The organism is Bradyrhizobium sp. LTSPM299 (assembly GCF_000938235.1).
Lineage (GTDB): Bacteria > Pseudomonadota > Alphaproteobacteria > Rhizobiales > Xanthobacteraceae > Bradyrhizobium.
This window is the reverse complement of sequence record NZ_JYMU01000008.1, coordinates 147301-170375: the sequence shown is the minus strand read 5'-3', so window position 1 is coordinate 170375 and position 23075 is coordinate 147301. Positions and strand designations below refer to the sequence as shown.

The following is a 23075-nucleotide window of genomic DNA, read 5'->3' as shown; positions in this document are numbered from 1 at the left end:
TCAGCGCCTCCTGGTGCCGAAGACGGAAGAGAAACGGGCGGCGCCATGCGCCGGCGCGTTCGGTCGCGGTGGCGGCGGGGGTGACGATGGCGGAGGCGGAGGTGGCTCCCGCGTCGCGGCCGGCGCACGGTCATATGTCGTGCGCTGCTGGAGCGCTGCGGCCGGCGGCGCGTGCGTTTCGCGCGGAGTGAGTGTGACAGCGGCGCGGATGCCGCCACCGTCCTTGCGCGACGACATCTGCTTGAACTCGTCGCGGAGCGGCCATTTGGCCTTCTCGGCGGCGACCTGCACGCATTCGATCAATGCGGTGTTCTTGGCCTCGCGGCGATGCGCCTTCATGTCGCCATCGCGATACGAATTGAGGATCCGGAACTCCATGGGGTCCATGCCGACGAGATGAGCAAGCTTGTCCATCTGGCATTCGATGGCGAAGTCCATCGCCGTGACGCCGAAGCCGCGCATCGCGGTCGCCGGCGTGCGGTTGGTGAAGACGCAGTAGATGTCGCCATAAACGTTCGGGATCGTGTAGGGGCCGGGCAGATGCGCCGCGCATTTCACGGCGGCGTAACTCGACAGCCGCGTATAGGCGCCGCTGTCGAAATAGGCGCGCACCTTGCGGGCGACGACGCGGCCGTCGCGCATCACGCCGTCCTTGATGTAGATGCGCTCGGCGCCGCGCGGCGGCCCATATTGCATTTCCTCCTCGCGCCCGAACACGTAGCGCACCGGGCGACCGGTCAGCATCGCGCCGAGAATACAAAGCGGCTCCGTCAAGGTGTCGACCTTGCCGCCGAAGCCGCCGCCGACCGTGCCGCCGATGAAATGGAAGGTGTTGGAGGGCACGTCGAGGATCTTTGCGCAGGTATCGACCGAGAAGAACAGCGCCTGCGTCGAGGTGTAGACGATGTAGCGGCCGTTGGTGTCGGGCGCTGCGATCGAGCCGTTCGTCTCGGTCGGCGCGTGCTCGATCGGCGACATCTGGTAGCGCTGCTCAAGCACATGGTCGGCCGAGGCGAGCGCACGGTCGACATCGCCGAAGCGCAGCTGCTGGCGATCATAGGTCTCGTGATAGGTGAAGGTGTTCGTCGGGTAGACCTCGTTGACCACGGGCGCGCCCGGCTTCAAGGCGTCCTCGACGTCGAACACCGCCGGTAGCGGCTCGTAGTCGATCTTGACCTTGGCGATCGCCTCAAAAGCCTCCCGCGGGCTGTCGGCGACGATGGCGACGATCGGCTCGCCCTTGTAGCGCACCTTGTCGACGGCGAGCGACGGCTCGTCGTCCTTGCCGAAATTGATCAGGCTGAGCAGCGTATTCAGATTGTGCGGCACGTCGGAGCCGCGAATGATCCGCCGCACGCCCTGCGACCGCTCGGCCTCGCTGGTGTCGACGCGGCGTAGCCGGGCGTGCGAATGGGTGCTGCGGACCACCTTCAGATGCAGCATGCCCTGCAGTTTGTGGTCGTCGAAATAGGGCGACGTGCCAGTGACATGGCCGAGCATGTCCTGCCGCTGCGTGCCCTTGCCGATCTCTTTCAGGTTATCGTCGCGCTCGTCGGCGAACAGGTCCTTGCGCAGTTCCAGCATGGTTCAAGTCCTTTACGCGCGGGCCCTGCCGCCGGATGCGGCGGCGAGTACGGCGTTGATGATTGGTTCATAACCGGTGCAGCGGCAGATGTTGCCGGAGATCGCTTCGACGACCTCGTCACGGCTCGGCGATGGGTTGCGGTCAAGCAGCGCCTTGGCCGCCATCAGCATGCCCGGCGTGCAGTAGCCGCACTGGGCTGCAAAATTGTCGGCGAAGGCGCGCTGCAGCGGGTGCAGATTGGGACCGTCCTTGATGCCGTCGAGCGTCTCGACGGAACGGCCGCCGACCGTCTCGGCCAACGTCAAACAAGAGAGATGCAGCTCGCCGTCGATCAGCACGCTGCAGGTGCCGCAGCCGCCCTGGCCGCAACCGAATTTCGGCGTCATGTCGCCGATCAGCTCGCGCAGCGCGACCAGGAGATTGGTGCCACCATCGACGAAGATCGCGACCTCGCGTCCATTATGGCGAAATTGCAGGGGAGTCTTGGCCATGAGATCCTATCCCTGACCGGACAGCAGGCGCTTGAGATGGACGCTGACGATTTCGCGGCGATACCAGGCGCTGGCGATCGCGCTGTCACCAGGCGAGGTCCCTTCGACGGCAGCGGCTGCGACGGCATCGATCGTGGACGCGTCGAGTGAACGTCCTTCCAGCGCGCGCTCGGCGGCGCGGGCGCGGATCGGGGTCGGCGCCATCGACCCGAGTGCAATGCGGGCACCGACGATGCGGCTGCCATTGACCGGCAAATACGCGGCGAGCGTGATCACCGCGCCGCCCTTGGGCTTGATGCGGGCGATCTTCCGGTAGCGAAAGGCCTCGGCGTTGCCGGGTTTTGCAAAGGAGATCGCCAGCACCAGCGTGCCGGCCTGCCGGTCCCGCGCCTGCAAAAATTCGTCGATCGGCACCTCGCGGCTGCCGAGCCCGCCCTGCACGGAGACAACAGCATCGAGCGCGAGCATCGCGACGGTGAAATCGCCATACGGGTTCGGCGCGAACAGATTGCCGCCGACCGTGCCCATGTTGCGGACCGCCGGTCCGCCGATCGAGCGGGCCGGGGCGTGAAGGAAGCCGAGATCGCGCTCGGCCAGGATGCGCGCGTAGGTGACGCCGGCGCCGAGCGTAATGCGCGAGCCGCCGGTATCGATCCGCGTCAGCGCATGGTCGTTGGCGCGCACCACCGTCGAGATCGAGATGTCGCCCTCGTTCAGGGCGCGCATCACCAGCGTGCCGCCGCCGAGATAGCGGGCGCTGCGGTCCGACGACAGCGCCGCCGCGGCCTCATTGGTGCTGGTGAAAGTCTTCACCGTGACAGGCATGATGTACTCCGCTTACGCGGCCTCCTTCAGGTGCCGGCGGATGGCTTCAAATCCGGCCTGGTAGATGTCTTCCGAAACCATATGCGTGATGCGGACGCTGTCCTCGGGGCGCGTCGAGAAGCGCGACTCCCAGTGCCAGAAGGTGCGGTCGCCGTCGGTGACCGGCAGCAGGCGGACATGCGCCACGTAATTGAACATCGGGACCGGCGTATCCAGCAGGCAGTAGCTGAAGGACTGTTCCAGATCCGACAGCGCCAGCAACTGCTCGCGCAGCTCCGCGCCGTCCTTCAGCTTGAATCGCCTGATACAGCCGATCTTGTCGGACGGCTGCGCCCGCTCGATGCCGCTGGTCGCGACCGCGGGATGCCAGCGGTCATGGCCGTTGAAATCGCGCAGCACGGTCCACACCGCGTCGGTCGGTGCGTCCAGGATCGTGCTTTTGACGATATGCGGCACGGCCTATCCCCCGAATGCCCGTTTCAGCGCGTCGAAGCCGCCCTGAAACACGCCGCCGCCGATGTTCGTCACGAGCTCGGCCTCGCGCTCCGGCGCGCAGTCGAATTCGGCGGTCCACTCCATGAACGTCTGGTCGCCGTCGGTCACCGGGGTCAACCGCAGCGTGGCGACATAATTCTCCACCCCCATCGGCGATTCCAGGATCGAGTAGGTGCAGAACATGTCGTAGTCGGACAGGCCGAGCAGCTTCTCGCGGATGCGGTCGCCATTGCGCAGCCGGAAGTCTCTGACGCAGCCGATCTTGTCCGAGGGCTCGCCGCCCTCGATGCGGCTCTCCGCGATCGCGGGATGCCAGTTCGGCAGGCCATTGAAGTCGCGCACGCGGGCCCAGACGCGGTCGTTGCGGGCGTTGACGACGGTGGAGACGTAGACCCTTGCCATGGCGTCAACTCAGTCCTTCTTGCGCGGCGTGCGCTCGGGGCGCGGTTCGGTGGGCCCTTCCGAGGCCGCCGGCTTGGCATCGCCACTACCTTTGCGCGCTGACTCCTTGATGCCCTGCATGTCGCGCGCCTCGCGGATCAGGCCCGGCATCTTCGACAGGCTGCCACCCTCGACGCCGATATCCGCCAGCAGCGAATCGATCAGCGGCGCCTGCACGCGGTAGCGCAAGGCCGAATCGATCACCTCGTCGGTGGCGCTGCGGCCGCCGCTGCCGCCTCCGCCATTGCCGTTGAGGCCGTCGACCTGGAGGATGCGGATGCCCTCGATCTTCTCCATCGGCTTGACGCTTTCGCGCACGATGCCCTCGATCCGGTCGAGCAGCTTGCGGCGGAACAACGAGTAGCGGGCCTGGTCGGTCAGCACGTTCTCGGCCTCGTTCAGCAGGCGCTGCGCTTCGGCCTCGACCGTGGCGCGCACCCGCTCGGCGCCGGCCGCGATCCTGGTCTCCTCGGCCTGCTTCTCGGCGAGCAGCACCTCGATGGTCTTGCGCCGTTTTGCGATTTCGCTTTCGCGGGCCGTGATGACGCGCTCAGCCGCCTCGGTCGCTCCCACCCGCGCGTCCTCCGCGGCGACCTTGGCGGCCGACTCCTCCAGGGACTTCTGGTAAAGGGCGATCGCCTTTTCCATCAACGCGGTCTCGACGTCTTTCTCTCTGTTCACCTCGAGCTTGCGCAGGTCGCGCTCGCGGCCGACCCGGGCCTCGTCGAGGCCGCGGTCGGAGGCGATGCGGGCGCGTTCGACCTCCTCGCGCGCCGCGATCTCGGCCTCCTGCAGCGATTGATTGCGGGCGACCTCCAGCTGCTCAATCGCGCGCCGCCGCTCGATCCGTGCCGCCTCCAGCGCCTGTTCGCGCGAGACGTCCGTCGTGTCGACCTCCTTGCGAGCCACGATCTCGGCCTGCTTGACCTGCCGGTCGGCGTCGATGCGCTCCGAGCGCTTGGCGGCGAGCGCGATCACGCGTTCCTCGTCGGCAAGCTCGATCGCCTTCTTATGGTCGATGTTGAGCACCTCGCGGGTCTTGGAGGAGGCGATCCGCTCGCTTTCCAGCGCGAGCTCGACGTCGATGCGCTGCCGCTCGATGGCGTCACGGCGCGTCAGTTCGGCGGCCTCGATCGCCCCGGTGCGCTCGATCTCGAGCCCGCGGGTTTCCTTCTCGGCGCGGATGCGCTGGGCGGCGACGGTCTTTTCCTGCGAGATACGCGCCGCCTCGATCGCCTCGCGCGAGGCGATGTCGGCTTCCTCGATCGTACGGGCGAGCGCGATCTCCAGGGCGCGAACGTGTTCCTCCTGGGCGATCCGCGAAGTCTCGGTGGCCTCACGCGCTGCGATCCCGGCGATCTCGATCGCCTGGTTGTGCTCGATCTCGAGCTTGCGCGTGGCGTGGTCGGCCGTGATGCGATCGGCGGCTAGCGTCTTGTCGCGGCCGATGCGGGCGGCTTCGACCGACCTGTGTGCTTCGATCTCGGCTTCCTGGATGTTCCGCACCTGCTGGATCTCCAGCGCGCGGGTGCGCTCGTCGGAGGCGATACGCTCGACATTGACCGTCATGGTCTGGGTGATGCGCGCCTTCTCGGTGGATTCGCGCGCGGCGATCTCGGCTTCCTCGACCGTGCGGGTGCGCTCGATCTCGCGCCGCCGGGTCTCTTCTTCATTGGCGATACGGGCATCCGTCACGACGCGATCCTGCTGGATGCGCGCCATCTCGATCGACTCGCGCGCCGTGATCTCGGCTTCCTCCACCGTGCGCATGCGTTCGATCTCGCGCTGCCGAACCTCGCGTTCCGACGCAATACGCGTGGTGTCGACCGAGCGCTGGTTTGCAATCCGTGCCTTCTCGATCTCCTCGCGGGCCAGCAACTCCTTCTCCTCGACCGCACGCGTCCGCTCGATCTCCCTGTGCCGGGTTTCGCGTTCGGAGGCGATGCGGGCCTCGGTGATCGCCTGCTCGTTGGCGATGCGCGCCTTCTCGATCGTCTCACGCGCCGTGATCTGAGCCTGTTCGGACTCAGTTTCACGCAGGGCGCGTTCGCGGGCGACTTCGGTGCGTTGCAAGGCGCGGCGCATCTCGATGTCGCGTTCCTGTTCGAGGCGGGCGGTCTCGCTCTCGCGCTCGATGTCCAGTGCCTGCCGCTCGGCTTCGAGATTGCGGGAGCGGATCTTGATCATCGAGTCCTGTTCGATGTCGTTGCGCAGCTTGCGCTTGGCCTCGATGTCCTCCATCAGCCGGGTCAAGCCTTCGGCGTCGAAGCGATTCGAGGGATTGAAATATTCGAGGTCGGTCTGGTCGAGGTCGGTGATCGCGACCGACTCCAGCTCGAGGCCGTTCTGCGCCAGCGCTTCCGCGGCGTTGGCCTTGACCCGGGCGACATATTCGCCGCGCTGCTCGTGCATCTGTTCCATCGTCATTTCGGAGGCGACGGAGCGGATCGCCGAGATGAACTTGCCCGAGAGCAAAGTGTGGAGCTGCGCCGGCTCCATGGTGCGACGGCCCAGCGTGGCGGCGGCGATCGACACGGCTTCGCGGGTCGCCTGCACGCGGACATAGAAGTCGGCCTCGATGTCGATGCGCATGCGGTCGCGGGTGCTCACCGCGTCCTGCCGGGAGCGCACGATGCCCATCGGCAGCACGTTCATATTGACCGGCGTGGTGTCGTGGATAAACGGCAGCACGAAGGCGCCGCCATTGATCACCACCCGTTCGCCGAGGAAACCGGTGCGGACGAAGGAGACCTCCTTCGACGAACGATGGTAGAGCCAATTCACGACGTAAACGATGATGATGATCGCGACGATCGCGACGATGAGCCAGAGGATCAATTCACCAGCCAGCATCCCCGACATCTCTTCCTCCCTTGGTCACGACGCGCTTAGCGTGCGCCGATCGCCTTGAACTTGCGAACCTGTTCCGTCAGCGCCCGTTCCACCGGTAGACGCTCCATCGAGGAGGCGCCGTAGAAGCCGTGGCAGTTGCGGGTCTTCTTCATGATGTAGTCGGCATCCGCAGGATCCGCGATCGGACCACCATGCGCGAGTACCAGAATGTTGGAGTTGACGCTGAGCGCGGCCTCGGCCCAGGTCTCGATGCGGGCAGGGCAGTCCGCGAGCTTCAGTGCGGTTTGCGCGCCGATGGTGCCGCCGGTGGTCAGGCCCATATGGCAGACGATGATGTCGGCGCCGGCGATCGCCATCGCGGCAGCCTCCTGCTCGCTGAACACGTAAGGCGTGGTCAGCATGTCCTTGTCATGCGCCTTCGCGATCATGTCGATCTCGAGCGCGTAGGACATGCCGGTCTCTTCGAGGTTGGCGCGGAAGACGCCGTCGATCAGGCCGACGGTCGGAAAGTTTTGGACGCCGGCGAAGCCCAGCACCTTGAGCTGGTCGAGGAACACATCCATGTCGCGGAACGGATCGGTGCCGTTGACGCCGGCGAGAACAGGCGTTTTGGTCACGACCGGCAGTACCTCGCCGGCCATTTCGACCACGATCGCATTGGCGTCGCCATACGGCATCAGCCCGGCAAGCGAGCCGCGGCCGGCCATGCGGTAGCGGCCGGAATTGTAGATCACGATCAGGTCGACGCCGCCGGCCTCCTCGCATTTGGCCGACAGCCCGGTGCCGGCGCCGCCGCCGACGATCGGCTCGCCGCGGGCGACCATGTCGTGAAACTTCTTCAGCAGCGCCGCGCGTTCAAACCTGGCCATGGGTCACCTCGCCACTCTCCGCCGTCCACCGGCGCGCCCGAGCAAAGGACGGAACGCGCTGACGATGGCGGCGGTGAATTCGGGATCGTTGATGTTGCGTTTGACGCGGATGACCTGCCGGTTGCTGGTTTGCCGCACGGTCTGCTCCAGCGCGCGGAACAGCGCCGTGTCGGCGTCGGGATCCCAGAACGGCTGACCCGGCGCGTCGAGGGCGGAGACGCCGCCCTCGGGCAGGACAAAACGCACCGGCCCATCCATCTGGTTCAGCTTGTCGCCGATCCAGCGGCCCATCCGCTCGTTCTCTTCGGGCGTCGTCCGCATCAAGGTGACCTGCGGATTGTGGACGTGGAATTTGCGCTTCCGGTAGCGCTCCGGAATCGTGTCGGGCGCGCCGAAATTGACCATGTCGAGCGCGCCGACCGAGCCGACATAGGGCACGCGGCTGCGGATGATGGCACCGAAGCGGTCGTCGGTGGCCGGGAACACGCCGCCCATCAGGAGATCACACACTTCGGTCGTGGTGAGATCGATCACGCCGGCGAGCTGCCCGGAGTCGACCAGCTTCTCCATCGAGCGGCCGCCGACACCTGTGGCGTGGAAAACGAGGCACTCGAAGTCGTCGCGCAAATCGGCTGCGATCTTCTGCACCGCCGGCGTGGTGACGCCGAACATCGTGATGCCGATGGCGGGAAGCGTGACCGCTGCGTCGCGCGGCTTGCTGGTCTGCGCGTCGAGACGGGCTTTCACCATGCCGACCAGCGCGTTGGCGCCGTTGGCGAGCACCGTGCGCGAGATCGAATTGAGGCCCTGCACGTCAGTGACCGAATACATCATGGTGATGTCGGCAGGCCCGACATAGGGGCCGACATCGCCGGAGGCGACCGAGGAGACGATGAGCTTCGGCACGCCGATCGGCAGCGCGCGCATGCCCGGCGCGACCAGCGACGCACCGCCCGAGCCGCCGGCCGAGATGATGCCGGCGACGTTGCCTTGGCGGCGCAGCCATCTTTCAAACGCATCCGCCATCGCGGTCACCGAAGCGCCGCGATCGACACCGAACACGCTTGCGCCGCCGCGGCCATGGTTGAGCGCGATCTCCTGTGCGGTGACGTCGCAGCTTGCCGCTTTGCCGCTGGTCGAGACGTCGACCAGGCGTGTGCGCAAGCCGCTACCCGCGACGATGTCGCGGATGAAGCGCAGCTCCGCACCCTTGGTGTCGAGCGTGCCGACGACGAGGACGACGGGTGGCCCCGATGCCCGAGACGTCGTCGGCTCGCGCCGCTGCCGGGTTGTTTCCTCGAGCCGCGTGACGCCGGTCGACTGCGTCCGTGCGGCAGCTTCGATGCGCGCAATGGGCACCGGCTGCGTCCAGCGCGTCGGCGGATCGGGGTTGGAGACGTAGATGCGGACCGGTCCGTTGCGTGCCGGTTGCTGCGCGCTGCCGGCTTCCGGCTTCGCCGGACCTGCCTCAACCTCCGTCGCGTCCGCGCCATGCGTTCCGACGCCGAGCAGGCGCTGCTGCAGTTCGCGGTCGGCAGCAAGACGCGCCGAGTCGATGATGCGGTTGACGCGGCCATTGACCATGATGGCGACGTTGCGAGAGACCGCCGTCGCGACGCCGATATTCTGCTCAATGACCAGAATTGCGATGTCGCCCTCGTCGCCGAGGCGCACCAGCATCTCCTCGACCTGCGCAACGATCACGGGCGCGAGGCCTTCGGTCGGCTCGTCCATGATCAGCAGGTGCGGATTGGTCAGCAGCGCGCGGGAGATCGCGAGCATTTGCTGCTCGCCGCCGGAAAGCTGGCTGCCGCCATTGGCCTTGCGCTCGGCAAGGCGCGGGAAGGTTTCGTAGATGCGCTCGACGGTCCAGGGACCGCGCCGCATCCCGGCCGCAAGCTGCAAATGTTCATCGACGGTCAACGACCGCCACAACCGCCGCCCTTGCGGCACGTAGCCGACGCCGAGCCGCGCGATGCGCGCCGGGTTCAGCCGCGTGACCTCCTCGCCACGGATCCGGATCGAGCCGCCGCTGGCGCGAACCAGGCCCATGATCGCCTTGCACAGCGTGGTCTTGCCCATGCCGTTGCGGCCGACCACCGAGAAGACACCCGTGTCGAGCGTCAGGTCGACGCCCTGCAGCGCATGCGAATGCCCGTAATAGACATCGAGGCCCTTGACCTCCAGCGCGGGCGGGCTGCGGCGGTCATTCATGGCCGGCTCCGAGGTAGAGTTCCTGCACCTCGGGATCGGACTCGATCTCGCGCGGCAGGCCTTCCTTGAAGATGCGGCCGTTGTGCATCATCGTCACGCTCTCGACGACGCGCAGCGCGACGTCCATGTCGTGCTCGATGATGATGTAGCCGATATGCGCCGGCAGCGAGGTCAGGATCTCGATCAGCTCGCGCCGCTCGGTCGGCGACAATCCCGCCGCCGGCTCGTCGAACAGGATGAAGCGCGGAGCGCCGGCCAGCGCCAGCGCGATCTCGAGCTGACGCTGCTGGCCGTGCGCCAGCTCGGCGACGCGCTGGTCCTTCACGGCGGTGAGATGCACCGCCTGCACCAGCGTTTCGGTCGCATGCATCAGCGCATCGTTCTGCCCGGGACGGAGTAACGAGAATCGCCCGCGCGAGACGCCGCGGCACGCGAGGTAGACATTGTCCTGCACGGTGAGGCCGGGAAACAGTGCCGAGATCTGGTAGGTGCGGCGCAGTCCGCGGCGGATGCGCTCATAGGGCGGAAATTGCGTGATGTCCTCGCCGAAGAAGCGGATCGTGCCGGAGGAGGGCGGGAAGTCGCCGGTGATGCAGTTGAACAGCGTCGTCTTGCCGGCGCCGTTCGAGCCGAGCACCGCGCGCCGCTCGCCGGGCCGCACGGTGATGGTGACGTCGGTCAGCGCGGCGAGCGCCCCGAACAGCCGCGTCACGCCGCGCAGCTCCAGCGCTGCACCAGCGCCGACGGCGGACAGACCTTGCGCGACGCTATCCATGGCGGCCTCCGCCTGAACGCGTCGTCGCGGCCTTGCCGCTGCGGCGCCACTGATCCCAGAGGCCGATTACGCCGTCCGACGACCAGAACACGATGGCCAGGAAGCCGAGCCCGATCAGAAGCCGGAAGCGGTTGCCGTCGAGCCCGAACTTGACCAGCAAATCGATCGCGAAGGTGCGCAGCAGGACGAAGATGAAGGCGCCGATGAACGGCCCGATCGGCCGCGTGATGCCGCCGACCACGGCGATGATCAGGACATCGATGCAGGCGCCGACGCTGACCGAGCCGGGCGATATCTGCCGGTAGTTCCAGACCTGCAACACGCCGCCGAGGGCTGCGATGATCGCCGCAAAGGCATAGGCCGCGATTCGGTGCGCGTTGGTGTTGAAGCCGAGCGCCGCCATGCGCCGCGGATTGTCGCGCACGCCTTGCAGCGCGAGGCCGAACGGTGCGCGCGAGACATACTGGACCGCGAAATAGCAGATCGCGGCGACGCCGAGCGTCACATAATAGAAGGCGATGTCAGCGCGCCAGTCGACGCCCCAGAAATGCGGTGTCGCGACCGTGTTGATGCCGGTGTGGCCGTTGAAGATCGCCCAGTTCTGGTTGGTGAAATAATAGAAGGCGGCGCCGATCGCGAGCGTGATCATGATGGTGTAGATGCCCTCGGTGCGCACCGCGAGCGCGCCACCGAGCGTGCCAAACAGCGTCGCCAGCGCCAGCGCCATCGGGGTCGCGAGCCACCACGGCCAGCCCAGGCTGATATTGGCGTTGCCGCTCATCCCGAACACCGCGACCATGTAGCCGGCAAAGCCGGCGATCGTGAGCTGCATCAGGCTGACCATGCTGCCATAGCCGGCGAGGAACATCAGGCTGAGCGCGATGATGCCGAGGATCAGGGTGGTGCCGAAGATCTCGATCAGGAAGAAGCCGTTGGCGATCGCCGGCATGATCACGAGGATCAGCGCGACCAGCCAGGCCGCCGGATTCTGCAGTTCGGGCCAGGCGCGGATGAAGGCGCGCCGCGCCGCCGTTGCAGTTGGCTCGGCGCGAAGCTGGGTGCTCTGCAACAGCGACATCTCATCGCCTCGCAAGCAGGCCCTGCGGCCGCACGGCCAGCACGAGCACCATGATCAGGAAAGTGACGACGATGGCGTAGGTCGGGATGTAGACCGAGCCGAGCTGCTCGGCGAGCCCGATGATGACGGCGCCGAGGGCTGCCCCCGGGATCGAGCCCATGCCGCCAACGATCACGACGACGAGCGAAGCGAGCAGGAAGCGGGTATCCTCGCCCGGCGACAGCGATTGGAAGGTGCCGCCGACCACGCCGGCGATGCCGGCCAATCCCGCGCCGAGCGCGAACACCAGCACGAACACCAGCTGGATCCGCACGCCTGTGGCGGCCAGGATGTCGCGGTCGTCGACGCCGGCGCGCACGATCATGCCGATCCGCGTGCGATTGAGCGCGAGCCACATCGCGATCCCGATCACGACGGATGCTACGAAGATCACCAGCCGCACCAGCGGATATTGCAGATAGACCGGCTCGCCGGAGGATTTCACCGCCGTGAGCAGCGGCAACTGGATCGGGCCGATCAGCCAGGCCGGGGTCTGGACCTGGTAGAAATCGCCGCCGAACACCCAGAGCATCAGATCGGCGAACACGATCGATAGCCCGATCGTCACCATGGTCTGTCGGAGGTCCTGTCCCTCCATGCGGCGGAACACGGCGAGCTGCAGGATCACGCCGAGCAGGGCGACGCCGATGAACGCGGCGATGAAGCTGAGGATCCAGGAGCCGGTCCAGGTGCTGACGGCGTAGCCGATATAGCCGCCGAACAGATAGAGCGAGCCATGCGCGAGGTTGACGTTGCGCATCAGGCCGAAGATCAACGTGAAGCCGCTGGCGACCAGGAAATAGAGCCCGCCGAGCGTGATGCCGTTGAAGACCGCGTTGAGGAAGACGCGCTTGCGGCCGATTGCAGCCTCCAGGCCCGGCGGCCAGATCGCGAACACCAGCCACAGCAGCACCGCGATCGCGATGATCACGATCAGCGCCCAGGCCGGATGGCGTTCGATGAATTTGGTCATCTCCGTCGCGCGTTCCCTGATTCCGGCGCGACCGTCTGCGGGCCGCGTTCCGGATATCCTATCGGGCGCGGGCGTGGCGGATTTGTTCGAGAGTATCTTTTATCGCGCGGGCGGAACCCGCTCAGGGCCGCAACACCTTGGCGGCGCGGCGGTAATCGGTCGGGGCCATGCCGACATTGGCGGCGAAGAAACGGGTGAAGCCGCTCTGCGAGGAGAAGCCGAGATCGAAGCCGATATCGGCGATCGGGGATTCGGTCGCGACCAGCGCGTCCAACGCCTGCTCCATGATCAGCGTGTTCATGTAGAGATGCGGGGTGACGCCGGTCTGGGTGCGGAACAGCCGGTAGAAATGCGGCCGCGACAGCCCAGACTCCCGCGCGATCGAATCCAGCTCGATCTCGGCGCCGGGGCTTTCCGACATCAGCTTGATCGATTTGCGGACGCGAAAATCGGTGATCGCAGCCGCCGCGCGCGCGTCCTGTGCCGGCTCCGACAGCTGCCAGCTTTCCTCGTAGCAGGAATCGATCAGCTGCCGCAGCTCGCAATCGAGGCTGCGTAGCGATGGCGCGCCGCACACCAGCGCTGCGGTGCGGCGGATCAGCTTGTCGAGTGCCTCGGTGCGCGGGAAAAAGGTCCGGCCGAACCGCAGGCTCTGTGCATTCGCGGCCGTCGGCGCGAACCATTCGGCGTTGACATAGAGCACGAAGAAGATCGCGCCATGGTCGACGTCCGACGGCAGGAAGTTGTGCGGTTCCCACGGGTTGACCGCGACGACGGAGCAGTCCTTGAGCAGAAAGCGCTGCTCGGAGACGTCGATCTGCGCCGGCGTGCCGCCGACATGAAAAATCAAGTGCCCTTCGCGGTGCGCATGCACGTTGAAGGGCCGGTTCAACTGATAGACCGTCGCGCGGCCAAACCGGCCGTGGAAGACGGCAAGCGCTCTGCTCATGCCTTCCCTCCCGCGGGATGTCCTTGTCTTTTCGACAAGCGTTCAACATCCGGGGAGGGAAAGCAAGCCAGTTTGCACCTGCGACCGCGCACCTCGGCCGGTTCGCTCGCACTTGCAAAATACGTCAGTACTTCTTGCACTCCGGAACCGTGCGACTCGGCAGGCCGATCTTGGCGAACACCGCCGGATCGTAGCCCAGCGTCTGGTTGACGTTCGGGATCACCTTCACGACCTTGCTGAACAGCGCGCCCTTGCCGTCATCGACCACCTCGGTGACGAAATTGGTGCCGATCGCCTGCCGGTTGGCGTCGAGCTTGATCTTGCCGTTGGGGGCATCGATCTCGATCTTCGCCAGCGCGTCCTTGAGCTTGGCCTGATTGTTGGAGAGGTCGCCATTGACCTGCCGCAGCGCCAGGATCAGCGCCATGGTCGAGTCGTAATAATTGGTGGCGAGCAGCGACGGGCTCGGGAAGCGTTTGGCCTCAGGGAACGAGTCCTGGTAGGCCTTGACGAATTTCTGCCAAGCGGGGTCCTCCCAGGTGTCGGCCTGGCCGCTCGCCGCGAGCGTGCCGACCAGCGCGTTCTTGGCGCTGCCCTTCGACGACAGGATGGTCTGGTCGATCATGATCGAGCCGCCCATCAAATGCGCCTTGCCGCCGGCCTGCTGATACTGGTTGAGGAAGTTGACCGCGTCGGCGCCGCCAAGGCCGAGATAGATCGCATCGACATCATCAGGCAGTGCTGCGATCACGGAGGCGAAGTCCTTGGTTCCGAGCGGCACCCATTGCCGGTTCGTGACCTGGCCACCGGCGCCGCAGAACTCCAGCACCAGCCCGAACACCTGGGTGTAGATGAAGGAGTAGTCCTCGCCGACGGTCGCGATCTTGCGATAGCCCTTGGTCTCATAGGCGTATTTGCCGAGGCCCACCTGCCATTGCGCGCCGTCCATGTTGTAGCGGAAGAAATTCGGCGCCGGATCGACATAGGTCGTCTCCTGCGCGCCGGAGGCGGCGTTGACGAAGGCGAGCTCAGGATGGGTCTTGGCGAAGTTCTTCACCGCGATGCCCTCGTCGCCGGATAGCGGCGATAGCAGGATCTGTACCTTGTCCTGCTCGATCAGCTTGCGCACCGCGCGCACCGCGGAGTCGGGCGTCGCGTCGGTCGAGGCGATGACGAATTCGAGCTCCTTGTCGCCGATCTTCTTGCCAAGCACGTTGAGCGCAGTCTGGAAGCCGCGGATGCCGTCCTCGCCGAGCACCGTATAGGTGCCTTCGAGGGTGGCGGTGACGCCGACCTTGATCTTCTCCTGAGCGAACGCCGTGCCCGAAAGCAACAGGCTGCCCAACGCAATCAGTCCCACACTGCCTTTCAACATCGCTCTCTCCCTGGTGTTGTCACCGGCGCCCGCATTGTCTGCTGCAATGTTCGCGAACGTCCGATCGTTGCGCACAAGGCTAGCCGATGCCGGGCGCGACGCGCATGTCGTCACCCTCCTGTGGTTTGACGGGCAGTCTCATTTTGATTGTTGCGCCGCAACGAGATCAGCGGCGCTATGCCGCGGACATCGGCGGCGTTCGCCAGAGGGACAGGGGCACCGATGCTATCTCTGCATCGACCAATCGCATTTCGCGTTTGGTGAGGCGATGGCTGCCTCGCTATGGTCGTTCTACGAAACATGCCGGAGGACGCCCCATGGCCAGATCGATACGCGCAATCACGGTCGCATTGCCGCTTGCGATCATGGCGATCGTCGCCGGAGGCGGAGCAGGGATGGCCGGCACCTTTGCCTATGTCGGCAATGCCGACAGTAACGACATCAGCGTGTTCCGTCTTGCGCCTGAGACCGGCGAGATGATTGCGGTGCAGACGGCGGCCCTTGTCGGCGTCGAGAAGCCGGGCGCCTCGACCCCGCTCGCGGTGAGCCCGGACCGCCGCATCCTGATCGCCGGCGTCCGCTCGCAGCCTTATTTGGCGGTCAGCTTTGCGATCGATCCGGTGAGCGGCATGCTCAGGCACATCGGCAATGGGCCGCTCACCGACAGCATGGCCAACATCGCGATGGACCGCACCGGCAAGGTGCTGTTCAGCGCCTCCTATGGCGGCAACAAGGTTGCGGTTAATCCGGTTCAGGCCGACGGGGTGGTCGGCGCGCCTGTTCAGGTGATCCCGACCGGACTGAACGCCCATGCTATCCTGCCCGATCCCGCCAATCGGTTCGTGTTCGCGACCAATCTCGGCTCCGATCAGGTACTGAGCTTCAGCTTCAATGCTGCGACCGGCGTGCTCACCGCGAACGATCCGCCGACCATCAAGGTGTTGAACAAGTCCGGGCCGCGGCACTTCGTGTTTCATCCCAACGGCAAATTCGTCTACCTCGTCCACGAGCTGAACGGTGACGTCGCTGTGTTCAGCTATCACGGGCGCGACGGCGTCTGGCAGGAGATCCAGCGCACCACCGCACTGCCGTCGGATTTTGGCGGCAAGCCGTGGGCGGCCGACATCCATCTCACGCCGGACGGACGCTTCTTCTACGCGTCCGAGCGCGGATCCAATACGATCGCGGCGTTCAAGGCCGATGCCGCGACCGGGCAGTTGACCACGATCGGCAGCGTCCCGACCGAGCAGCAGCCGCGCGGCTTCAACATCGACCCCTCCGGGCGATATCTGGCCGCGGTCGGCGAACTGTCCGACAGCATGACGGTCTATGGCATCGATCAGGCCAGCGGCGCGCTGACCAGACTGAAATCCTATCCGGTCGGGAAAAAGCCGAACTGGGTGGAGTTTGTCAGCCTGCCGTGATGGGGCGACACCGAGGATGTGGTACGATCCCATAATCAAACAATCGGTGTCATCACCCGCGCGCATGCGGGTGATCCAGTATTCCAGAGACGTTCGTGATTGAGCCGACCGGCCGCGGCGTACTGGGTCGCCCGGTCCATGTGCGCAATTGCGCACAGGCCGGGCGATGACATCTGTGGATGGGGACGCAGCTTCCCGTTCTCGCGACATGATTTGCCCGAGCTTTGCATTTCGTTTGCCCTCTCAACAAGAAGGGGTTGATCGAGCCTACGCCCGTCAAGGCCAGTGCGAGAAACCGCACCGAGATCAAGACTGTCGTCGCGCGGTGTCGCGCTGTTCGACCGCAGCCTGGATGAAAACCTGCGCCGGCACGACAACCTCACAGCAGGGCTTGACGTCAAATCGTTGGAGGTCTTTTTCCGCGTCGTTGAGCATCTCGGACAACGCATTCCGCATATGGGCGATGAAGCCGCCAACGGCCGCTCGGCTCATGCTCCGGTCAAGCGGATCGCCAAGGGGCGCCGACGAAAGCAGCAGGGAATGTGACGTGGCGAATGGCGCCCCACGCGCGGCGGCGAAAGGGGAGTTTATAGCGAGACCCTACGAAAATAGTCCTCAGTTGAAGAGTTTCCCTGGAAGGACATCTCGGCATCTCGACCCGACAGCCTTCGCACCTTGCACTTCCCTACAACGTCATGCGAATGGATGGACGATGCAGGACGAGCGCAACAACATGGCGGCGCTGAATAACGCCGAATGGTGTGCCGCAGTTTGGCGGTCGCATCGGCTGCCGGTCGAGCAGGCTCATGGGATGTGGTTTTGTCCCTGTCCAACGCCGCAATATTATCCCAACGTCGTGACGGTTGATGCCGCGGCAGATCCTGTCAAACAGACTGGATTCATTGCTGAACTGGCTCGCGGCGACGACCTCGACTTCAGCGTGAAGGACAGCTTTTCCTGCCTCGATCTGTCGGCCGCGGGCCTTCACATGCTGTTCGATGCGCGGTGGCTCTGCCTGAGGCAATCCACGCCGGCGGTTGTAACGGGCGGGTTAGGCTGGCGCCGGATCGGCGATGAGCCAGGTCTGGCGGTATGGGAGCGGGCCTGGCGTGGCGCTGAACCGGATGCTCGGCGCATCTTCCGCGCCGAGTTGTTGGAGGACCGACGTGTCTGCGTGCTTGCGGGCTTCGACGACATGGGCAAGATTCTGGCCGGAGGGATCGCGTACGACGCGGCCGGCGCCATCGGGGTCACGAATATCTTCGGCTCGACGCGGCAATTCCTGAACGCCGTGGCCACGCAGTTCGCTCCGTCCGAAATCGTCTGCTACGAGCATGGGCGGGACCTGACGCTTGCGATGGATCTCGGTTTTACGCTGCTTGGTGGCCTCCGGGTGTGGGCTCGCATCGCATAGACGATGACGGCGACGCATGCGTTGTTGGCGCTCGACGACGGTCCGCTCGCTACTCGCTCTCGCCATTGCGTTCGCCGAGAAAGTGAAAGGGGCCGTAGCCCCTTTCACAGTGATTACCACTGGTGCCAGTGATGCCAGTGGTGCCAGCCGTAGCCGTAGCCGTCGGCATAGCCCCACGGATGATGCCAGCCGTCATAGCGGTGCCAGCCGTAACGATGCCAATGGTGCCAGCTGTCACCATGCCAATAGTGGCGATGGTAATAGCGTCCACCGTAGCCATGGCGGTGCCAGCAGTGGCCCCATTCGTTGCAGACGTAGCCGGCTGGGACAACCATTCCGGTTGCCGTCACCGGGACCTCGACCGGTGCCGCAGTTGCGGCCGCGCTGGTGAGAGCGACCCCACCAAGTGCGGCAAGGCCAACAAGTGCAGAAACAAGTTTCATGAATATCACCTCCTTAGATCTGTTGGAGGCGACGGGGGGCTCACGGGTTCGGCGCATTACGCAGGTTTAATGCCGGGCAGAAGTGCTCCGGCCGTCGACCTTGCAGCGGTCATCGCTGGTCTCTGTCATGGGCCGACACCGGACGTCTCTACTTGCTTGTCTTCCGCATCACGCTTTCGACATAGGCGGATTTAGCGTCGGTATAAGCTTCGCGATCTGCGCGATGATCGGTCGCAAGTCGTCGTTTGAGCCGCTCGTAGGTCGCGGCCTCCTCCGGATGAGCGCGCAAATAATCCCTGAATGCCAGCCGCTGCCACATCTGTTCCTGTGGCTCCGTGACATGCACGTGATGGGAGCGCTTTGGACCAAACGGCGGCATCCCCTTGACGAAGAACATGCGATCTTGCTTCGGATTGTCGGCCCAATAAACGTAGTCGAGCTTTCGCAGCGCTTCGACAAAGGCGGCCCGAGCGGCAGCCAATGTCCTCACTGCGATCAGGATGTCGATGATGGGCTTGGCCGACAGGCCGGGAATCGCGGTGCTTCCGAAATGTTCGAGCCCCACGATCAACGATGGATCAAGGACCGCCCGTAACCGCTTCGCCTCCTCGTCGAACAAGAGCGGCCATCGGGGATCGTAAGCGACGATCTCGACTTCATCCATGTCGTCGGCTCCATGATCCGGCCCGCTGAGACCTCGTCATCAGACAAGCGATGTCCACGGCCGGAAGGTGCGCGAAATGCCGTAGAAAATCCATTGGGGGCGCAGCGCTGGCATTTTCGATGTCCAGAAGGTATAATTTCAAGTCACTCACGAGTAGTCCGAATGTCGATCTTCGCAAGCAAAGGCGGTCTCGCAATCCTGTTGGCAGCGCTCTGCCTCGGCGGCCAGCAGGCCTGCGCCCAATCCGCCCCCGTGAGATACTGGCTGCCGGGCGGGCTGTTCGGCTTCGGCGGTCATCCGACGGGCGGGCAGGGCGCGGACAGTTACGGGAACTTTCCAGGTTTTGATGGCGGCAACGCTCAAGGCGATGCTCAAGCTGGCGCGGGCTCCTCGTATCTGGGCAGCAATCTTCCGACCGGCTGGTTCGTCGGCGGTGAAGGCGGCAACCTCGGATTGACCGGATCCAACCAGAGTGCAGCGTTCGGCTCGCTGAGCTATCAAGGCGTTCAGTACGGCTACAATTTCAAGGGTGTCGGCGGATCGCCGGTCACGTTCTTCGCCGGTTTCGACAGCTTGAAGTACACGCCTCCCGGCGCGGGCGGGCCGGTTTCGCCGTTCAGTTCCGGCTCCAGCGTGCCCGCCGGCTACGCCGCGCGTGCCGGTCTCGAATTCCGGCCGACGTCGAATATTAGCCTGTCGTTCGGTGCCAGTTTCGCGCAACCGAATTCGCAGCGCATGGACAGCGACATCAATGCGCCGCTGCTGCCCGGCCAGTCTCCGCTGTTCTACGGCCGTTAGGCCAACATATCCCCGCATACTTCCGTCATGCCCGGGTCAAGCCCGGGCATGACGAATTGAGGTGCTCACCTCAATCCTTGAATTCGCAGCCCAGCCGCTGCAGCGCCTCGTCGACCCAGCGGCGGTCACTGGTGCCGGCGAGGATGTCCTGGATCGCCTTCTCTTCGGTCGCCTTCTTGGCCTCGGTCAGCTTGCAGATCGCAGCCGCCTCGTCATAGGGCACGCACAGCACGCCATCGTCATCGGCGACGATGAGGTCGCCGGGCTCGACGATCATGCCGTCGATCGAGATCGTGCAGTTGATTTCGCCGGGACCGTCCTTGTAGGGGCCGCGATGTGCGACACCGGCGGCAAACACCGGGAACGATCCGGCGCGGATTGCACCCGCATCGCGGATCGAACCGTCGATCACGAAGCCGGCCACGCCCTTCTTCTCGGCGAGCGTCGACATGATCTCGCCGATGATGGCGTTGACCAGGACGCCGCCGGCGTCGACCACGATGACGTCGCCGGGCTGCGCAAGATCGATCGCTTTGTGCACCATCAGATTGTCGCCCGGCCGCGTCTTGACGGTCAGCGCCGGGCCGCCGAGCCAGCCACCCGCATGCATCGGCCGAAGCCGGTTAGTGCCCGCGATCCGCGACATCGAATCGCTGATGTTGGCAACGGGGAGGGTGCGGTAGCGCGCAACCAAGTCGGGCGACACCTTCCGCTTCGCCTTGTGAATTGCAAATCCTATGGCCATCGGTTGTCTCCGGGTTCTGTCAGTGCGCGTGGCGGTCGAGATGGGTGTTCAACCGAGGATAGACCCGGCGGACGTTGCCTTCAAAGATCTTCGCCTTGTCTTCCGCGCTTAGCGGCAAAGCATCAATGTAGCGGCGGGTGTCGTCGAAGTGGTGGCCGGTTTCCGGATCGATGCCGCGGACCGCGCCGACCATCTCCGACGCAAACAGGATGTTCTCGACCGGGATCACCTTGGTCAACAGCTCGATGCCGGGAAGATGATAGACGCAGGTGTCGAAGAACACGTTCTGCAGCAGATGCTCCGACAGCGGCGGCAGCTTCATGTCCTGCGCCAGGCCGCGGTAACGGCCCCAGTGATAAGGCACCGCGCCGCCGCCATGCGGGATGATGAACCGCAGGGTCGGGAAGCGCTTGAACAGATCAGAGGTCAGGAACTGCATGAACGCGGTGGTGTCGCCGTTGAGATAGTGCGCGCCGGTGCCGTGGAAGCAGGGATTGCAGGACGAGGAGACATGGACCATCGCCGGTACGTCGAGCTCGACCATCTTCTCATACAGCGGAAACCACCATTCGTCGGTCAGCGGCGGATCGCACCAGTAGCCGCCGGCGGGATCCGGATTGAGGTTGCAGCCGACGAAGCCGAGCTCGTTGACGCACCGCTCCAGCTCCGCGATACAATTGGCCGGCTGCACGCCAGGGCTCTGCGGCAGCTGGCAGACCGGGACGAAATTGCTGGGAAACAGCGTGCAGACCCGATGCACGAGATCGTTGCAGATCGTCGTCCATTCAACGCTGGTCGCTTCCTTGCCGACATGATGCGCCATGCCGGCGGCGCGCGGCGAGAAGATCGTGACGTCGGTGCCGCGCTCCTTTTGCAGCTTCAGCTGCGCACCTTCGACACTGGCGCGGATCTCGTCGTCGGTGATGCCGAGATTGGTGGTGAGCGGGCGGCGCGACTTGTCGGCGAGCGCGGCCAGCTGCCTGTCGCGAAACGCATGCAGCTTGGGCGGCTCGGTGGTGTAGTGACCGTGACAATCGATGATCATGGTGTCTTCCTTGTGAGATGTGTCAGTGTGCAAAGGATGACGGGATGGCTCCCGTCAGCTCCGTCTCGCGCGGTTTGACGCGCATGGTGGCGGCGATTGCAGATGCGACGAGCAAGAACCCGGCGATCCCGACCAGCGCCCACGAGAAGCTGCCGGTGGAGTCCTTGATCAGGCCGATGCACCAGGGGCCGATCAAGCCGCCGAATTGCGCCAGCGTATTGACCGTAGCGATCGAGGCCGCGCCGGCGGCACCCGTCATCAGCGAGGCGTTGATGCTCCAGAACAGCGGATTGCCGGAGTTGATGCCGAAGCCGGCCACGCACAGGAAGACGAAGGCCAGCACCGGGCTCTGGACGTAGGCGCTCGCCAGCATGGCGATGGCGGCGAGCAGGTAGACGCCTGCAAGATGAAACTTGCGGTCGCCGGTCCGGTCCGAGCTGCGGCTGATCAGGATGGTGCCGACGACGCCGAGCAAGGGCGGGATCGCCGAGAGAAAGCCGACCTCGATATTGCTGAGATTGCCCATGCCCTTGATGATCTGCGGAAGCCACAGCAGCAGGCCATAGATGCCAACCAGCGCACAGCCGAACAGCGCCGCCAGCAGCCAGACCCTGATATCGAGGATGCAGTCGATCACCCTGTGCTGTCCCTGTTGTTCTATGGAGGCCCGCTCAGTGGCCAATTCGCCTTCCAGCCATGCGGCCTGTTCCGGGGTCAGCCAGGTCGCCTTGGCCGGCCGATCGGTGAGATAATATAGCGTGAAGAGGCCAAGCAGAATGGTGGGGACGCCTTCGACAATGAACATCCATTGCCAGCCATGCAGACCGCCGGCGCCGTCGAACCAGGTCATGACGCTGGTCGAGATCGGCCCGCCTGCTACCGCCGAGAACGAGCCTGCGATGATGTACCCGGCGACGGCGCGGGCGCGATAGCGCGGAGGAAACCAGTAGGTCAGGTACAGCACCACGCCAGGCATGAACCCAGCCTCCGCCACGCCGAGGCCGAACCGCATGACATAGAGGCTGAGCGGACTCCAGATGAAGGCGGTGAGGGTTGCAACCAAGCCCCAGGTGATCAGGATGCGGGCAAGCCATATTCGCGCGCCGAGCAAGTGCAGCATGAGATTGCTCGGGACCTCCAGCACCATATAGCCGAGGAAGAAGACGCTGGCCGCGAAGCCGAAGATCGCGGGGCTTAAGCCGAGATCCTTGTTCATGGTCAAGCCGGCATAGCCGAGATTGATGCGATCGAGATAGTTGAAGAACATCATCGCGAACAGGATCGGGATCAGCCGCCAGTAGACCCGCCGGATGGTTTCTCGTTCGAGTTCGCTTACCGAAGAAACGGTCATTGAAATCCTCCCTTTATTATTATGATGGCGCCAGTGATTTGATCCTGGAGCGCACGCCGCATCGTTTTTCGCCGCCGCGATAGCGCAGGGCAGACCGGCTATGCGGGCCGCGCCGTCCTGCCTGATCCCAGCACATTGTTGCGCGTCTCCCCTTGGAGCGTCCGTTGTTTTGCGCCAAGATCGGGAAACGCGTCTGCAAGGTCAAATACGTTGTTGACCCCTCACTTAT

General features: G+C 64.8%; 21 protein-coding genes. 3 read left to right on the top strand and 18 right to left on the bottom strand.

What is annotated here, in order from left to right; genetic code table 11:
* The 13 genes from UP10_RS07095 to UP10_RS07035 form a co-directional block, all read right to left on the bottom strand.
* Complete coding sequence (locus UP10_RS07095; RefSeq protein WP_044586646.1) at positions 1-1584, bottom strand: xanthine dehydrogenase family protein molybdopterin-binding subunit; 1584 nt, start codon at positions 1582-1584, stop codon at positions 1-3.
* A gap of 12 nt (positions 1585-1596) precedes the next feature.
* On the bottom strand, positions 1597-2076 hold the full coding sequence (locus UP10_RS07090) for a (2Fe-2S)-binding protein (protein WP_044586645.1): 480 nt from the start codon (positions 2074-2076) through the stop codon (positions 1597-1599).
* A gap of 6 nt (positions 2077-2082) precedes the next feature.
* The gene (locus UP10_RS07085) at positions 2083-2901 is read right to left on the bottom strand and encodes an FAD binding domain-containing protein (RefSeq protein ID WP_044586644.1); all 819 of its coding nucleotides are present in this window, start codon (positions 2899-2901) and stop codon (positions 2083-2085) included.
* Between the two features lie 12 nt (positions 2902-2913).
* Positions 2914-3357, bottom strand: coding sequence for an SRPBCC family protein (locus UP10_RS07080; protein WP_044586643.1), 444 nt, complete (start codon positions 3355-3357; stop codon positions 2914-2916).
* Between the two features lie 3 nt (positions 3358-3360).
* Positions 3361-3798 (bottom strand): SRPBCC family protein, encoded by a 438-nt coding sequence (locus tag UP10_RS07075; RefSeq protein ID WP_044540646.1) that lies wholly within the window; start codon positions 3796-3798, stop codon positions 3361-3363.
* Positions 3799-3807: 9 nt separating this feature from the next.
* The gene (locus UP10_RS07070) at positions 3808-6699 is read right to left on the bottom strand and encodes a flotillin family protein (protein WP_044586642.1); all 2892 of its coding nucleotides are present in this window, start codon (positions 6697-6699) and stop codon (positions 3808-3810) included.
* A 26-nt stretch (positions 6700-6725) separates the two neighbouring features.
* The gene (locus UP10_RS07065; protein ID WP_044586641.1) at positions 6726-7559 is read right to left on the bottom strand and encodes a phosphoenolpyruvate hydrolase family protein; all 834 of its coding nucleotides are present in this window, start codon (positions 7557-7559) and stop codon (positions 6726-6728) included.
* A 3-nt stretch (positions 7560-7562) separates the two neighbouring features.
* The gene (locus tag UP10_RS07060) at positions 7563-9773 is read right to left on the bottom strand and encodes an ABC transporter permease (RefSeq protein ID WP_044586640.1); all 2211 of its coding nucleotides are present in this window, start codon (positions 9771-9773) and stop codon (positions 7563-7565) included.
* Positions 9766-10548, bottom strand: a complete 783-nt coding sequence (locus UP10_RS07055) for an ABC transporter ATP-binding protein (RefSeq protein ID WP_044586639.1) — start codon at positions 10546-10548, stop codon at positions 9766-9768. The genes UP10_RS07060 and UP10_RS07055 overlap by 8 nt, the downstream gene beginning before the upstream one ends.
* Positions 10541-11626 (bottom strand): branched-chain amino acid ABC transporter permease, encoded by a 1086-nt coding sequence (locus UP10_RS07050; RefSeq protein ID WP_044586638.1) that lies wholly within the window; start codon positions 11624-11626, stop codon positions 10541-10543. Before UP10_RS07050 ends, UP10_RS07055 begins: the two co-directional genes overlap by 8 nt.
* 1 nt (position 11627) lies before the next feature.
* On the bottom strand, positions 11628-12638 hold the full coding sequence (locus UP10_RS07045; protein WP_044586637.1) for a branched-chain amino acid ABC transporter permease: 1011 nt from the start codon (positions 12636-12638) through the stop codon (positions 11628-11630).
* Between the two features lie 121 nt (positions 12639-12759).
* On the bottom strand, positions 12760-13587 hold the full coding sequence (locus UP10_RS07040) for a helix-turn-helix transcriptional regulator (RefSeq protein WP_044586636.1): 828 nt from the start codon (positions 13585-13587) through the stop codon (positions 12760-12762).
* A 124-nt stretch (positions 13588-13711) separates the two neighbouring features.
* Positions 13712-14962: an ABC transporter substrate-binding protein gene (locus tag UP10_RS07035; RefSeq protein ID WP_044586682.1), complete on the bottom strand. Its 1251-nt coding sequence runs from the start codon at positions 14960-14962 to the stop codon at positions 13712-13714.
* 365 nt (positions 14963-15327) lie between these two features.
* Between UP10_RS07035 and UP10_RS07030 the strand changes: the two genes are divergently transcribed.
* Positions 15328-16386: a lactonase family protein gene (locus tag UP10_RS07030; protein ID WP_502692172.1), complete on the top strand. Its 1059-nt coding sequence runs from the start codon at positions 15328-15330 to the stop codon at positions 16384-16386.
* Between the two features lie 712 nt (positions 16387-17098).
* On the top strand, positions 17099-17800 hold the full coding sequence (locus UP10_RS07020; protein ID WP_044586633.1) for a hypothetical protein: 702 nt from the start codon (positions 17099-17101) through the stop codon (positions 17798-17800).
* 113 nt (positions 17801-17913) lie between these two features.
* Here the strand turns inward: UP10_RS07020 and UP10_RS07015 are convergent, their stop codons facing one another.
* Both UP10_RS07015 and UP10_RS07010 read right to left on the bottom strand, forming a co-directional pair.
* The gene (locus tag UP10_RS07015; protein WP_044586632.1) at positions 17914-18243 is read right to left on the bottom strand and encodes a hypothetical protein; all 330 of its coding nucleotides are present in this window, start codon (positions 18241-18243) and stop codon (positions 17914-17916) included.
* 148 nt (positions 18244-18391) lie between these two features.
* Positions 18392-18907, bottom strand: a complete 516-nt coding sequence (locus UP10_RS07010; RefSeq protein ID WP_044586631.1) for a GrpB family protein — start codon at positions 18905-18907, stop codon at positions 18392-18394.
* A 162-nt stretch (positions 18908-19069) separates the two neighbouring features.
* Here UP10_RS07010 and UP10_RS07005 point away from each other — a divergent pair, with 162 nt between their 5' ends.
* Positions 19070-19705: a hypothetical protein gene (locus tag UP10_RS07005; protein WP_044586630.1), complete on the top strand. Its 636-nt coding sequence runs from the start codon at positions 19070-19072 to the stop codon at positions 19703-19705.
* 70 nt (positions 19706-19775) lie between these two features.
* Here UP10_RS07005 and UP10_RS07000 read toward each other — a convergent pair whose 3' ends face one another.
* From UP10_RS07000 to UP10_RS06990, 3 genes are read right to left on the bottom strand one after another with little or no spacing between them, the layout of a single operon-like run.
* Complete coding sequence (locus tag UP10_RS07000) at positions 19776-20450, bottom strand: RraA family protein (protein WP_044586629.1); 675 nt, start codon at positions 20448-20450, stop codon at positions 19776-19778.
* A gap of 19 nt (positions 20451-20469) precedes the next feature.
* The gene (locus UP10_RS06995; RefSeq protein WP_044586628.1) at positions 20470-21495 is read right to left on the bottom strand and encodes an amidohydrolase family protein; all 1026 of its coding nucleotides are present in this window, start codon (positions 21493-21495) and stop codon (positions 20470-20472) included.
* Positions 21496-21517: 22 nt separating this feature from the next.
* Complete coding sequence (locus UP10_RS06990) at positions 21518-22846, bottom strand: MFS transporter (protein ID WP_044586627.1); 1329 nt, start codon at positions 22844-22846, stop codon at positions 21518-21520.
* Between the last annotated feature and the right edge of the window lie 229 nt (positions 22847-23075).

What these genes read in the sequence shown, in the direction of transcription:
- UP10_RS07040 (WP_044586636.1), bottom strand. Translation starts at nt 13,587, where the DNA reads ATGAGCAGAGCGCTTGCCGTCTTCCACGGCCGGTTTGGCCGCGCGACG.
- UP10_RS07060 (WP_044586640.1), bottom strand. Translation starts at nt 9,773, where the DNA reads ATGAATGACCGCCGCAGCCCGCCCGCGCTGGAGGTCAAGGGCCTCGAT.
- UP10_RS07055 (WP_044586639.1), bottom strand. Translation starts at nt 10,548, where the DNA reads ATGGATAGCGTCGCGCAAGGTCTGTCCGCCGTCGGCGCTGGTGCAGCG.
- UP10_RS07030 (WP_502692172.1), top strand. Translation starts at nt 15,328, where the DNA reads ATGGCGATCGTCGCCGGAGGCGGAGCAGGGATGGCCGGCACCTTTGCC.
- UP10_RS07090 (WP_044586645.1), bottom strand. Translation starts at nt 2,076, where the DNA reads ATGGCCAAGACTCCCCTGCAATTTCGCCATAATGGACGCGAGGTCGCG.
- UP10_RS06990 (WP_044586627.1), bottom strand. Translation starts at nt 22,846, where the DNA reads ATGACCGTTTCTTCGGTAAGCGAACTCGAACGAGAAACCATCCGGCGG.
- UP10_RS07075 (WP_044540646.1), bottom strand. Translation starts at nt 3,798, where the DNA reads ATGGCAAGGGTCTACGTCTCCACCGTCGTCAACGCCCGCAACGACCGC.
- UP10_RS07085 (WP_044586644.1), bottom strand. Translation starts at nt 2,901, where the DNA reads ATGCCTGTCACGGTGAAGACTTTCACCAGCACCAATGAGGCCGCGGCG.
- UP10_RS07010 (WP_044586631.1), bottom strand. Translation starts at nt 18,907, where the DNA reads ATGGATGAAGTCGAGATCGTCGCTTACGATCCCCGATGGCCGCTCTTG.
- UP10_RS07065 (WP_044586641.1), bottom strand. Translation starts at nt 7,559, where the DNA reads ATGGCCAGGTTTGAACGCGCGGCGCTGCTGAAGAAGTTTCACGACATG.
- UP10_RS07045 (WP_044586637.1), bottom strand. Translation starts at nt 12,638, where the DNA reads ATGACCAAATTCATCGAACGCCATCCGGCCTGGGCGCTGATCGTGATC.
- UP10_RS07070 (WP_044586642.1), bottom strand. Translation starts at nt 6,699, where the DNA reads ATGTCGGGGATGCTGGCTGGTGAATTGATCCTCTGGCTCATCGTCGCG.
- UP10_RS07005 (WP_044586630.1), top strand. Translation starts at nt 19,070, where the DNA reads ATGTCGATCTTCGCAAGCAAAGGCGGTCTCGCAATCCTGTTGGCAGCG.
- UP10_RS07020 (WP_044586633.1), top strand. Translation starts at nt 17,099, where the DNA reads ATGCAGGACGAGCGCAACAACATGGCGGCGCTGAATAACGCCGAATGG.
- UP10_RS07095 (WP_044586646.1), bottom strand. Translation starts at nt 1,584, where the DNA reads ATGCTGGAACTGCGCAAGGACCTGTTCGCCGACGAGCGCGACGATAAC.
- UP10_RS06995 (WP_044586628.1), bottom strand. Translation starts at nt 21,495, where the DNA reads ATGATCATCGATTGTCACGGTCACTACACCACCGAGCCGCCCAAGCTG.
- UP10_RS07035 (WP_044586682.1), bottom strand. Translation starts at nt 14,962, where the DNA reads ATGTTGAAAGGCAGTGTGGGACTGATTGCGTTGGGCAGCCTGTTGCTT.
- UP10_RS07015 (WP_044586632.1), bottom strand. Translation starts at nt 18,243, where the DNA reads ATGAAACTTGTTTCTGCACTTGTTGGCCTTGCCGCACTTGGTGGGGTC.
- UP10_RS07000 (WP_044586629.1), bottom strand. Translation starts at nt 20,450, where the DNA reads ATGGCCATAGGATTTGCAATTCACAAGGCGAAGCGGAAGGTGTCGCCC.
- UP10_RS07050 (WP_044586638.1), bottom strand. Translation starts at nt 11,626, where the DNA reads ATGTCGCTGTTGCAGAGCACCCAGCTTCGCGCCGAGCCAACTGCAACG.